Raw genomic sequence first — 12,881 nt, forward strand, 5'->3', positions numbered from 1 at the left:
ATCACGGCCCGTTAAGGCTTAGTCACGCGCTTCGATGGGCACCCACTCGCTCTTCTCAGGGCCAGTGTAGTCGGCGCTGGGGCGAATAATGCGGTTATTGGCACGCTGCTCAAACACGTGGGCTGCCCACCCTGTCAGGCGGGACATGACGAAGATCGGCGTAAACAGCTTGGTCGGAATATCCATGAAGTGGTAAGCACTGGCATGGAAAAAGTCCGCGTTACAGAACAGCTTCTTTTCGCGCCACATGACTTCTTCACAGCGCACAGACACGGGATAAAGCACGCTATCCCCTACGTCTTCAGAAAGCTTCTTCGACCACTCTTTGATGATTTCATTACGCGGGTCGGACTCGCGGTAAATCGCATGACCAAAGCCCATGATTTTCTCTTTGCGCTCAAGCATGCCGAGCATTTCACGCTCGGCTTCTTCCGGCGAAGTCCAGTTCTCAATCATCGCCATTGCTGCTTCGTTAGCACCGCCGTGCAGCGGGCCACGCAGCGAACCAATCGCACCGGTAACACAGGAGTGCATATCGGAAAGCGTCGAAGCACACACACGCGCCGTGAAGGTAGACGCATTAAACTCGTGCTCAGCATACAAAATCAGCGATACGTTCATAACTCGCGCGTGCAGCTCAGAAGCAGGCTCGCCACGCAGCATATGCAGGAAGTGGCCGCCTACCGAGGCATCGTCGGTTTCAGTATTAATACGAACGCCGTCGTGGCTGAAACGGTACCAGTAGCAAATAATCGAGGGGAGCACTGCCAGCAAACGATCAGATACATCTTGCTGCTGGTCAAAGCTCTCCTCTGTTTCTAGGTTACCTAGCATGGAGGTACCAGTACGCATCACATCCATCGGATGCGCATCTTTCGGAATTTGCTCCAGCACAGTTTTCAATGCATCAGGTAAGCCACGCAGCCCTTTCAGCTTAGTAATATAGCTATCAAGCTCAGCTTGGTTGGGCAGTTTGCCCTTCAGCAACAAGTAAGCAACTTCTTCAAACTTGGCCTTCTCAGCCAGCTCTTTAATATCAAAACCACGGTAGGTTAGACCAGATCCCGTTTTACCTACGGTACACAGGGCAGTGCTCCCGGCGCTTTGCCCACGAAGTCCTGCGCTGTTTTGCGGTTTGTCAGCCATGATGTGTCTCCTGTTAGCTCTTTTTATAGGTTTTAATTATCTAAATGGGTAAGCAGTCATTAAGCGTCTTTTTGCTCAACGAATAGCGCGTCCAGCTTTTGCTCGAAATCGTGATAATTCAAAAAGTCGTACAGCTCATCGCGGGTCTGCATAATGTCCACGACCTCTTTTTGATGACCGTTATCCAGAATGCTTTGATACACCTTCAGGGCGGCGGCGTTCATTGCACGGAAGGCAGAAAGCGGATAGAGCACCATACGGCAGCCCACCTCACCTAACTCCTGCTGAGAGAACAGCGGCGTCGCACCAAATTCAGTAATGTTAGCCAGAATCGGGGCGTTTACGCGCGTGCAGAATGCGCGATAGTCATCTAACGTGTGCACCGCCTCAGCAAAGATCGCATCAGCACCTGCTTCCACGCAGGCATTAGCACGTTCGATGGCCGCGTCTAGGCCCTCTTTCTGGAATGCATCGGTACGCGCAATCAGATAAAAATCAGGATCTAACTTGGCATCCGCTGCGGCTTTAATACGGTCGACCATCTCCTGCTGGGACACAATGGCCTTATTCGGGCGATGTCCGCAGCGCTTTTGAGCCACTTGGTCTTCAAGGTGAACGGCAGCAACGCCTGCGCGCTGCATCTCTTTAACGGTACGCGAAATATTAAACGCGCCGCCCCAGCCTGTATCAATATCTACCAGCAAAGGAACATCAGTGGCACCGCAGATACGATGCGCATCTTCCACCACGTCGTTCATACTGGTCATACCCAAGTCCGGCAAGCCAAAAGACGCGTTAGCCACGCCACCACCAGACAGATATATCGCTTGATGCCCTACCCGCTCGGCCATCATCGCAGTGTATGCGTTAATCGTGCCTAAAATTGGTAGAGGGCGGTTCGCTTCTAGCGCAGCACGAAAGCGAGCACCTGGCGTGAGAATAGATGAAGTGGACATTGACGTTGCTCCTTTGAAAAGCCTGGCGGATAGGCGTATCGAACTAATCCGCTGATGACGTTGTTTGTTGTTCAAGAATAGCGGCATAGCGGTCGGCGACGTTTGCGCGAGAAGCACTAACGTGACGACGCATCAGCAGCTCAGCGAGTTCGGCATCCCCGGCCTCAATCGCATCGACGATGCGATGGTGCTCTACAAAAGCGCGCTGAGGGCGTGAACCACTAGCACTAAACTGGGTGCGGTAAAGACGTACTAAATAGTAAAGATCATCACACAGCAGGTTCATCAGCATTTTATTGTGGCTGCCTTGAACAATGCGGTAGTGAAAATCGAGATCGCCTTCACGCTGGTAGTAGGCTTCACCACGCTTGAGATCTGCCTGTCCCTCATGGAGCGCAAGCACTTCTCGCAGCCCCTTGATCTCGTCGGCAGACATATGTTCCGCCGCCAAACGTGCAGCCATGCTCTCCAATGCTTCACGCACATCGAAAAGCTCAAGCAGCTCTTTCATAGAGAGTTTGACAACGCGAGCGCCGACGTGGGGAACACGTTCAATAAGACGATGTGCTTCTAAACGCCGCATAGCTTCCCGCAGTGGGCCGCGAGAAATACCATACGTTTTAGAAAGCCCCGGCTCAGTAATTTTGCTGCCTGGCGCCAGTTCTCCACGTACAATAGCGTCTTGCAACTGATGAAATACCCGCTCAGCCAGAGTTCGAACTTCTGGCGAGACCTGATCATTGGGCGTATCAGCGGTTGATCGAGAAAGCGTAGTCAGTGAGGTCATGGCTAATTGTCGACAATTATGGGGTAGGAGAACTTTAGCCTGCCCTATTTGTGCCGTCAACTAGTCAAAATGCTCGATTTTATTCATCTTTCGTGTAACCCAGCATTTCACAACCACCTTAATGTCAACAATCACCCCTGCTTCGTTAATCAAATTTTACCCATCGTGAGAAATGCGTCGGCGTGTTCTGCTGGTGTCATCGATTAACGACCTCTAAAATGCACTGCCTTTCACTGGCTAGGCGATTGCTTCATGACATCGGCGTTGACCATTAAAGCCCTGCCCTACTCTCCTAACCCCTTGGAGACTTTTTCTTGTCTGCGACAACGCCCTGGGGCGGTACTACTTGATAGCGGCCGTCCTAAAGCAAGCGGACGCTATGACATTATTAGCAGCGACCCACTAGCCACGCTAGAAGTGTTGCCTAACGGCAAGACCGAGTTTCATTCAGCCCACATGCGACTTCCTGAAGCGCTGACAGGTGATATGGCGGCGCAGCAGCAATGGATGCTTGAACAACTGCCGCGCACTGATATGAGCTGCGATCTGCCATTTTTAGGCGGCCTAATGGGTTACTGGAGCTATGACCTGGGTCGCAACCATCTTGCAATTCCCAGCCGTCATCCAAGCGTTACCCAACTACCGTTGGCACGCCTAGGGCTTTACGACTGGTGCATTACCATTGATCACCAAACCCAAACCGCTTGGCTCGTTGCTTGCGCTACTCGTCAGCAGCAGGTGCTGGAGTGGTTGGCATGCTCTCCTTCAACTACCGGTGAAGATTTCACACTCACCCAGCCATTTCAGGCCGAACTTAGCCAAGCGGATTACACCGAACGCTTTAATGCTGTTCAACGCTATATTCGTGCAGGGGATTGTTATCAAATCAACCTTGCCCAGCGCTTTACAGCGCGCTATCAAGGCGATGAATGGCAGGCCTACCTGCGCCTGCGTAAGGCAACGCCCACGCCTTTCTCAGGCTTTATGGCATGGAAAAACCAAGCTGTGCTGTCGCTTTCTCCTGAACGCTTTCTTCAGTGCAGAGAAGGCGTGGTGGAAACGCGCCCGATCAAAGGCACACGACCAAGGGGGCAAACACCGGAAGAAGACCAGACGCTTGCCGAGCAGTTATTGAACAGCACCAAAGACCGTGCGGAAAATGTCATGATTGTTGACTTACTGCGCAATGATTTAGGCCGGGTATGTGCACCAGGGTCTATTCGTGTGCCACAGCTATGTCAGCTAGAGAGCTATCCTAACGTGCATCACTTGGTTAGCGTGGTCCAAGGGCAGCTTGCCAAGCATCGCTCGCCGCTCTCACTGCTCACTGCTGCTTTCCCCGGTGGCTCTATTACTGGCGCACCTAAAATACGCGCCATGCAAATTATCGACGAGCTTGAACCCTGCCAGCGCAGTGTCTATTGCGGAAGCCTAGGCTACATAGATATCCGGGGCAGTATGGATACATCGATTGCAATACGAACCATGGTAGCTGATGCAGGTACGCTGCATGTTTGGGGCGGCGGGGGCCTGGTCGCCGACTCAAAAGCAGAAGAAGAGTACATCGAAACACTGGATAAGATTCGTCATCTCATTAGCGCATTGGAATAACCAGCAAATTTTTTAAATCAAAAAGAAATATAAAAGCCAAACCAAACGGTATTGGGGCTAAGCACCCTCTCTTTGATAGCCTAGTGTCATACTTGACCTTATGACAGGAGGCAGCATGTCTTCAGCGCTTGATGGCATTAACCGTGATTTTGCCAATAACCCCCAAGACCTTATTGAATGGGCGTTTAACCAAGGCAAACGCCCTATTTGCACCACCAACTTTCGTCCGTTTGAAGCGGTAATTCTGCATATGGTGACTCAGGTACGCCCAGATATACCGATCGTATGGATGGATAGCGGTTACAACACAGCGGCCACCTACCAGTTTGCCGATGCACTCATTCAGCGCCTCAATTTAAACATGGTGAGCTTTATTCCCAAGAGAACCCGTGCTCACCGAGAAGCACTTGAAGGGCCAATGCCAAGTATTGACGATCCACGCCACGCGGCTTTTACCCAAGAAGTAAAAATTGAGCCGTTTGAGCGAGCGCTGAGAGAAATGCGACCTGACGTCTGGTTTACTGCACTCCGAGCAGAAGACACCCCAGAACGGGCCAAAATGCAGCCTGCCAGCCGTAACAGCGATGGCCTTTTAAAAATCGCCCCGCTATTACAATGGACAGCAAAAGAGATGTACTACTACCTTGAAGCTCACGGCCTGCCTAACAACTTTGACTACTTCGACCCCACCAAAGTGGAAGATAAGCGCGAATGCGGCCTGCACTTACAACACTGAAAATGAAAGGTAGGTGGTAAATGGTGAATAGCGCGCAAGCTTCTCTCAGCTGGCGCGCTATCCATCTCGTCATCTAATGCTCTTGTTGGTGCTCTTGGTATTCTTAGTGCTCAGGAAGATCGATCTCTTTAAACAGCTCATGTTCAAAACGTGGGCCTGCTAGCAGCGCTTCATCGACTAAATCACGGGTAAGGTGAGGCGCAAAGCGGGTTAGGAAGTCGTACATATAGCCGCGCATGAAAGTGCCACGACGGATTCCAATTTTAGTCGTTGAGCTAGCAAACAGATGACTTGCATCCAGCGCTACCAAGTCTTCATCTAGCACTGGGTCAACTGCCATGTGGGCGACAATGCCAACGCCCATCCCCAGGCGCACATAGGTTTTAATCACGTCAGCATCGGCGGCGGTTAATACCACATTAGGCGTTAACCCCTGTGCTTTAAACGCATCATCTAACTGCGAACGACCGGTAAACCCAAACACATAGGTTACCAGCGGGTGTTCAGCCAACGCTTGGAGCGTCAGCGGCTTATCAATTGATGCAAGTGGATGATTTTTTGGCACTAGTACACAGCGATTCCAACGATAGCAAGGCAGCAGTATCAGATCAGTAAATAGCTCTAGTGATTCTGTAGCAATAGCAAAATCGGCTTGGCCTTCACTGACCATTTGGGCAATTTGCTTCGGCGTACCCTGCTGCATATGTAACGCCACATCAGGATACTTAAGCGTGAATTCACTGATGATGGGGGGCAGCGCATAACGTGCCTGGGTATGGGTGGTAGCAATCGACAAACTGCCCCGCCGCTCATCACTGTGTTCTTGGGCAACTTGTTTGATATTCTCGGTCAGCTTTAACACCTGCCCGGCCAACTCGATGATTGAAAGCCCCGCAGGGGTGACACGAGTAAGGTGCTTTCCACTGCGTGCAAAAATCTCGACGCCTAGCTCATCTTCTAACAAGCGTATCTGCTTAGAAATCCCAGGCTGCGAGGTAAACAAACTCTGCGCGGTGGCTGACACATTCAGATTATGTCGATTGACTTCCCAGATATAGCGAAGTTGCTGTAGCTTCATATCCCTCACCTTATTATCTATGCAGGAAGCACATTGACGCGCATCCTCACGCTACTGTCGATTTGCCTCACCCAAAAAGTATTTTGGATAACACGCCTCATGCATACAATTTTGAATAAAAAATCTTCTTATAATTCACTTATAGTATAAAAAATAGACGTTACGAACACCCCTTAATTTTTAATCATTGTTGTCAAAACGGCATAGGAAATTTGCCAGCACTCTCCGCGCCCGCTAACATCTGCCAACTTGGCGCGGTGAAAGTGCGCTAGTAAAACGCGTAATGACCGTTGCTCCATTTGAGGCAACGAAACAGTAAGAGCAACGCAAACAGGAGAAACACATGGCTAACAATGTTGATGTCACCAACGCCAATTTTGAGCAAGAAGTCCTCAACGCCGAACAGCCAGTCCTGCTGAAGTTTTGGGCCCCCTGGTGCGGTCCCTGTAAAGTAATGGCACCTGTGGTTGATGAAGTTGCTGCAGAACGTGGTGATAACTTAAAAGTGGTTAGCGTGAACGTTGACGATGCGCCTGAAATTGCAGCAGAACAAGGCGTGCGCGGCGTTCCTACCGTGATGCTATTTAAGTCCGGCACGAAAGTAGCTTCGCTAGTAGGCGCCCAATCTAAATCTCAGCTAACCCAGTTTATCGATCAAAACGCCTAACCCGCGCTAAGGTTACCGCTGGCACAGCCAGCGGTAACCCTTTTGTATCCCTATCAATTCTTATATCCCTATCAATTCTTATATCCCTATCAATTCTTATATCCCTATCAATTCTCGTATCCCTATCATAAGCACAGCCCATTTGTTGCGTACTTTTTATTTTCTGCGCATTGGCAGGGGCAAACACTTTTTCAGCAGGTATTTAAACAGCATTACTGCTTACCAGTGGCTACTCCTGTCGCCGCTTCCAAGGTGGGAGTCGCGCATCACCAAAACGTTTTCGGCGCTGCCCTCCCGGCCCCAATAAATGGGCAATCCAGCGAGTTTGGGGGTGGCTATCTAAAGCAATTTTCAACGTCATCGTCAATACTACCGACAACAGCATCCCCGCAGCCCCAAAGATCCATCCCCATACAACCAACGAAAGAAACGCAACAAACGTCGACAACCCCAACGCTTGCCCCATCACTCTTGGTTCAATCAAGTTACCTAAAACAAAGTTAATTACCAGATAAGCCGAAGCGAGTAAAATTGCCTGCAATGCTCCACCATCTTGAGATACCAGCAATAGTAGTACGGGAGGAATCGCCGCCAAGGCTGAACCGATATTGGGGATAAAGTTGAGCGCAAAAGCCAGCACCCCCCACAACAGCGGGAACTCTACACCCACCATTAAGCAAGAGAGCCACACCAACACCCCAGTGGCTAAGCTAATCACTGTTTTCACCGCCAAGTAGCGCTTCAGCGTTAAGCTAAACTCGCTAAATCGCTTTAGGCTTGGGGCAGGATTCTCAAGCGCGCGCGATACTTTATCCCGAAAGTTCAGCGTTTCAAACAGCATGAAAATTACCAACAACCCAATAATACTACCCTGCATAAATAGGTTGCCAATCTCGCCTAATAATGCGGTCACCCATGACCCATCGTCTTCCATTGCAAACATATTACTGAGCTGATCAGGATCAATAGCGAGCCCACGACTAGAGAGCGCATTCAACAAATCCCAATAGTGCTCATACAGACGCGACTCAATATCCGGCAATGCCTCTACAAAGGTGCTAAAGCTGTTCACTACCAGCAGGCCAATTAAAGAAATAAAGCCCAACAGCACCATCAAAGTCAAAAAAGCAGAGGCCCTCATGCTTAGGCCAACACGGTGAAGCCACTGGACAGGTGACGTACATACAACGGCAATAAATACTGCCAGTAAAAGAGGCACCAACAGATCAGCCCCTGCTTTCATACCCGCAACAATCACCACCAGCGCGGCAAGCGCCAAGGTCGCATTTAAGGGAATACTGCGATAATCCTCGTCCGACAACTTCGACATAGCCTTTTCCTTAGCATGTTATCCCTACATCATGGCTGCTTGGGCAATATTGCACAAACCATGACAACATTAAGCAACTGTTTTTCGTCTACTCTTAGTCACTGAACTTTATTGCACTTCACCCTTCCAAGCATCGTCATAACATAAGTTAGTTAACTCTAATCATTGGCTCTCTCAGCAAGGAAGTGACCTATGTCTTCAGTTCCCCACTCTCTCAAACGTTTGCGCTATGGCGTGATTGGCAGTGCCCTTTTCGCGCTATTAGCAACATCTACGGCTAATACAGCTAATGCTGCTCCTGCCACACCGCCCAGCTTACATGTTCAGGCCCAGTCATGGGTGGAAGTAGAGCCCGACAAAGCCACTCTCTCGGCACGATTGTGGGAAAACACCCCAGCGGTCTCTACTCTGGAAGACACCGACAGTGACGAGCTAAGCAATGCCCGCGAACGACTTGAAAAGCGTGCCAGCGAGCTAATTAAAGCTATGGAGGAGATCGGCATTGAACAGCGTGCTATCAACGCTGGGTCGCTTAACATCTACCCTGAACATGTCGCAGGCCCGCGCAATAATAACGACGAACAAGAAACGTTAATACGCACCCGTTTAGAGCGTCCTTTCAGTGTTGAGCTTACCAATATAGGCCAGTTAGGCGAGGTATTTGACGCCCTGATAGGTGCCGGTGTAAACACACTGGATGGCGTTCAGTTTGACCTGCAAGACCGCGATGCGGCTACCGATGAAGCGCTTACAAAAGCACTTGAAAAAGCCCGCCATAAAGCAGATTTGATGGCCAGCACACTGGGCGTAAGACTTGGTCAAGTACAGCGCATTGAAGAAACCCAAGCCCCCATCTTCCAGCCCCGCATGATGGCCATGCGCGCCGAGAGCGATTCGATGGGTAGTGGTTCAGCTAGCGACTACCGCCCCGGCACCATTCGCATTGATGCCGGGGTCAACGTCGAATGGACGCTTAGAGGGCAAGACGCTCGAGCCCGCCCAGGTAGGATCGCAGGGGAGCAGGAACAGCAATAGAGCCATCTGCCTGCTGGTGGTTTTCAAGTACCGCCAGCAGGCAACGCCCCACCGCCAACCCAGAGCCGTTCAATGTATGCAGTAACTGTGGCTTTTTGACATCAGGATGACGGAAGCGCGCTTGCATACGTCGTGCCTGGAAATCTTCACAGTTAGAAATAGAAGAAATTTCCCGGTACGTTTCTTGACTAGGCAACCACACTTCCAAATCGTAGGTCTTCGCCGCCCCAAAGCCCATATCGCCGGTACACAGCGTAACTACGCGGTAAGGTAATTCCAGCGCCTGCAAAATTGCTTCAGCATGGCCGCGCATCTCTTCCAGCGCTTCATAACTCTTTTCTGGCTCGACGATCTGCACCATTTCTACTTTATCGAACTGGTGTTGGCGGATCATGCCTCGGGTATCGCGCCCGTGAGAGCCTGCTTCACTGCGAAAGCACGGTGTATGGGCAGTCAGCTTCATTGGCAAGGCTGTCTGATCGACAATTTCATCACGCACGAAGTTGGTTAACGGCACTTCCGAGGTCGGAATAAGATGATATTCCCGCTCGTCATTAAGCTTAAATAAGTCTTCGCCAAACTTCGGCAACTGCCCAGTGCCCATCAGCGAATCACGATTCACCATATACGGCACGTAACACTCTTCGTAACCATGCTGCTCGGTTTGAGTATCCAGCATGAACTGCGCCAGCGCGCGGTGCAGGCGCGCAATCGGCCCACGCATCACTGCAAAGCGCGCGCCGGTCAGCTTAGCTGCTAGCTCAAAATCGAGATAGCCGGACCTCTTACCAAGATCCACATGGTCCAGCACCTCAAAATCAAATTCACGCGGTGTGCCCCAGCGGTGAAGTTCAACATTATCGTCTTCGTTCTTGCCTTCCGGCACACTCTCATGGGGAAGGTTAGGAATGCCGCTAATCGCGTCGTCCCACTCTTCCTGCACTTCGGCCAGTTCTTTCTTGGCGTTATCTAAACGCTCGCCTAAATCGCTCACTTCATCCAGCAACGGCTGAATATCTTCACCGTTAGCCTTCGCCTTACCAATCGCTTTTGAGCGCATATTACGCTCGTTTTGCAGCTGCTCGGTCTGGGTCTGCAACTCACGACGGCGCGATTCCAGCGCTTGTAATGCCGCTTTATCGAGTTCGAAGCCCCGCCGGGCCAGTTGTTGCGCAGTCGCATCAAGATCACCGCGCAGCAGTTTCGGATCGAGCATGAGTTATCCCTTGGCCTGAAATCAGTGGAACACGGCAGCACCGCCCGTGATGTAAGACGACCATTGTAGGCAAAAGCACAAGGCACGGCTATGGGGAGAATACCGGGGAGTTATTAACTGAAACAGCACATTACAAAAAGTAGATTGGAAAACGATACCAAGGGTTAGTTTGCTCAATAAAAGCATCTTCTAGGACATATGCTCCCCCTCTCCACACTGTATGTGCTATTACCAATCGGCATAAAAACATTGGTTCACTAGTCAAAACTGATAGAGTGCCCGCCAATCTGTAGCGCGAAACACTGATAATGGACGTTAAACAGGAGAAACATAGTGCAAGAAACAGCGAAAAAGGGAAAATTTGCTTGGTGGCGTAGAATCGCGCTGTGGAAAAAAATTTTGGTGGGGTTGGCACTAGGGGTATTAGCTGGGGCACTACTAGGTGAAACCGCTAGCATCTTTAAGCCACTCGGCGATATTTTCATTAATGCCATAATGATGCTGATTGTCCCCCTAGTGTTCTCGACGCTGGTAGTGGGCATTACCTCAATGCGTGACCCGCAAAAAATGGGACGCATTGGTGCGCGTACCATTACGCTGTATTTGATCACCACCGCCTTTGCTATCAGCATTGGTCTACTGCTTTCTACCCTGTTACAGCCAGGGGTTGGCGTCAATTTAAGCTTTGATACAGAAGTGGCTGCAAACGAAGCTCCCTCCCTGATCTCTATTTTAGTTAACTTGGTGCCACGCAACCCTCTCGACGCCCTGGCTAATGGCAACATTATGCAGATCATTGTATTTGCCATTGGCTTAGGTATTTCGCTAACGCTGATTGGCGAAAAAGGCGAGCCGGTTATGAAGGTTTTCGATAGCTTTGCTGAAGCTATGTACAAGCTTACCGGGATTGTCATGGCCTTTGCGCCTTTTGGTGTATTTGGCTTAATCGCTCACGTTTCAGGCCAGTACGGCTTAGAAATTCTGTTGCCACTGGCTAAACTGATCGGTGTGGTGTATCTCGCCAGCATTCTGCATGTGCTAGTGGTTTATTCTGGCTTTATTTCACTCCTTGGCCGCTTAAACCCGGTGCGCTATTTGCAAGGCAGCTTGGACGCCATTGTGGTGGCATTCTCCTCTGCCTCGTCTGCAGGCACGCTGCCGGTGTCGATTCGCTGTGCGCAAAAAAACTTAGGGATTTCAGAAGGGGTATCTGGCTTTGTGCTGCCAGTGGGCGCAACGATTAACATGGACGGCACCGCCCTTTACCAAGGCGTAGTAGTGCTGTTTATTGCCCAAATGACCGGCACCGATTTAACCATGATGGATTACGGCATGATTGTGGCCACCGGTACGTTGGCCTCGATTGGTACCGCGGGCGTTCCTGGCGCAGGCCTGATAATGCTGTCGATTGTAATGGCACAAATTGGCCTGCCCCTGGAAGCCATTGCAGTGGTTGCCGGTATTGACCGAATTCTAGATATGGCCCGCACCAGCGTAAACGTGGCGGGTGATTTGATGGTCACAACTCTCGTGGGCAAAAGCGAAGGTGAACTAAACGAAGAGGTTTATAACAACAGCCGCGCATAGACTCACTATCAATATTACTTAGCGCCTGCGTTCTTTTGTGCGGCAGGCGCTTTTTTTATGGCCTGCTACTATCCTGTTAGCATGTTGGCAATACCCACTCACCATGCGAACCCTTATGCCAACTGCCTTTGAACAAACCCTAACGGCCATTGATGCGCTTCACGCTCAAGATCCGCGCCAAACCACCCTTGCCGATGGCACTACCCTGCCCCAGGAACTTGCCTACGCCCAGCGTATGAGCCATTGGCTTGATCCGCTGCAAAGCAACCCCAATGAACTGCTGCGTTTGGCAGTGCGCGCCCAGCATCTCCAACGCTGGTTGGTGCCGCGCAGCGATTACCCTGAAGGGCGCATTGGCTATTTGTCCTGGCGTCGCGATCAGAGCGAGCGCGCTGGCAACACTACTGCCCAACTGATGCGCGACGCTGGTTACAGCGTTGCAGACGCCGAACGAACCGCAACCATTATCCGTAAGAAAGGCCTAGGTCGCGACGCCGATGTGCAAACACTGGAGGACTGCGCCTGCCTGGTATTTTTAGAAAACTACTTTGCAGATTTCTCGCGCAAGATTGACCAACAGCACATGGTGCGCATTGTGCAAAAAACCTGGGGCAAGATGTCTCCTCAGGCACATACACTTGCCTTGGCGCTGCCTATGAACGAGCCCTGTGCTGCGCTGGTAAAAGAAGCGCTGGGCGATGCATAAACCTCACCTCCAGGATGCAGAGCCGT

The 12,881-nt window shown here is 50.9% G+C and carries 12 protein-coding genes; 6 read left to right on the forward strand and 6 right to left on the reverse strand.

All coding sequences use genetic code 11. The features are described from left to right. Window positions 1-18 precede the first annotated feature (18 nt). Genes prpC through M0220_RS01870 form a run of 3 tightly spaced genes read right to left on the reverse strand, consistent with a single transcriptional unit; the run spans window position 19 to window position 2,889 of the window. Entirely contained in the window at window positions 19-1,146 is a 1,128-nt protein-coding gene (gene prpC / locus M0220_RS01860; protein ID WP_264018531.1) for a bifunctional 2-methylcitrate synthase/citrate synthase, read from the reverse strand. Window positions 1,147-1,205: 59 nt separating this feature from the next. Further along, entirely contained in the window at window positions 1,206-2,102 is an 897-nt protein-coding gene (prpB, locus tag M0220_RS01865) for a methylisocitrate lyase (RefSeq protein WP_030070289.1), read from the reverse strand. Window positions 2,103-2,145: 43 nt separating this feature from the next. After that, window positions 2,146-2,889, reverse strand: a complete 744-nt coding sequence (locus tag M0220_RS01870; RefSeq protein WP_030070288.1) for a GntR family transcriptional regulator — start codon at window positions 2,887-2,889, stop codon at window positions 2,146-2,148. Between the two features lie 252 nt (window positions 2,890-3,141). Between M0220_RS01870 and pabB the strand changes: the two genes are divergently transcribed. Next, window positions 3,142-4,500 (forward strand): aminodeoxychorismate synthase component I, encoded by a 1,359-nt coding sequence (pabB, locus tag M0220_RS01875; RefSeq protein ID WP_264018532.1) that lies wholly within the window; start codon window positions 3,142-3,144, stop codon window positions 4,498-4,500. Between the two features lie 115 nt (window positions 4,501-4,615). Further along, window positions 4,616-5,236 (forward strand): phosphoadenosine phosphosulfate reductase domain-containing protein, encoded by a 621-nt coding sequence (locus M0220_RS01880; RefSeq protein WP_030070286.1) that lies wholly within the window; start codon window positions 4,616-4,618, stop codon window positions 5,234-5,236. A 103-nt stretch (window positions 5,237-5,339) separates the two neighbouring features. Here M0220_RS01880 and cysB read toward each other — a convergent pair whose 3' ends face one another. Continuing rightward, window positions 5,340-6,314, reverse strand: a complete 975-nt coding sequence (cysB, locus tag M0220_RS01885; RefSeq protein ID WP_030070285.1) for an HTH-type transcriptional regulator CysB — start codon at window positions 6,312-6,314, stop codon at window positions 5,340-5,342. A gap of 343 nt (window positions 6,315-6,657) precedes the next feature. On the opposite strand from cysB, the gene trxA reads away from it, so the two are divergent. Next, window positions 6,658-6,981 carry a thioredoxin gene (gene trxA, locus M0220_RS01890; protein WP_016914369.1) on the forward strand — a complete coding sequence of 108 codons (324 nt, stop codon included), beginning with the start codon at window positions 6,658-6,660 and terminating at the stop codon, window positions 6,979-6,981. 229 nt (window positions 6,982-7,210) lie between these two features. Here trxA and M0220_RS01895 read toward each other — a convergent pair whose 3' ends face one another. Continuing rightward, on the reverse strand, window positions 7,211-8,311 hold the full coding sequence (locus M0220_RS01895; protein WP_030070284.1) for an AI-2E family transporter: 1,101 nt from the start codon (window positions 8,309-8,311) through the stop codon (window positions 7,211-7,213). A gap of 192 nt (window positions 8,312-8,503) precedes the next feature. Between M0220_RS01895 and M0220_RS01900 the strand changes: the two genes are divergently transcribed. Then, the gene (locus tag M0220_RS01900) at window positions 8,504-9,346 is read left to right on the forward strand and encodes an SIMPL domain-containing protein (protein WP_264018533.1); all 843 of its coding nucleotides are present in this window, start codon (window positions 8,504-8,506) and stop codon (window positions 9,344-9,346) included. On the opposite strand, the gene serS is transcribed toward M0220_RS01900, so the two are convergent. After that, window positions 9,285-10,562, reverse strand: a complete 1,278-nt coding sequence (gene serS, locus M0220_RS01905) for a serine--tRNA ligase (protein WP_030070282.1) — start codon at window positions 10,560-10,562, stop codon at window positions 9,285-9,287. The two genes, M0220_RS01900 and serS, sit on opposite strands and share 62 nt — an antisense overlap. A gap of 333 nt (window positions 10,563-10,895) precedes the next feature. On the opposite strand from serS, the gene M0220_RS01910 reads away from it, so the two are divergent. Both M0220_RS01910 and M0220_RS01915 read left to right on the forward strand, forming a co-directional pair. Next, window positions 10,896-12,149: a dicarboxylate/amino acid:cation symporter gene (locus tag M0220_RS01910; RefSeq protein WP_030070281.1), complete on the forward strand. Its 1,254-nt coding sequence runs from the start codon at window positions 10,896-10,898 to the stop codon at window positions 12,147-12,149. Between the two features lie 115 nt (window positions 12,150-12,264). After that, the gene (locus M0220_RS01915) at window positions 12,265-12,855 is read left to right on the forward strand and encodes a DUF4202 domain-containing protein (protein WP_264018534.1); all 591 of its coding nucleotides are present in this window, start codon (window positions 12,265-12,267) and stop codon (window positions 12,853-12,855) included. The last annotated feature ends 26 nt before the right edge of the window (window positions 12,856-12,881 follow it).

The organism is Halomonas qinghailakensis, assembly GCF_025820815.1.
Classification (GTDB): domain Bacteria; phylum Pseudomonadota; class Gammaproteobacteria; order Pseudomonadales; family Halomonadaceae; genus Vreelandella; species Vreelandella qaidamensis.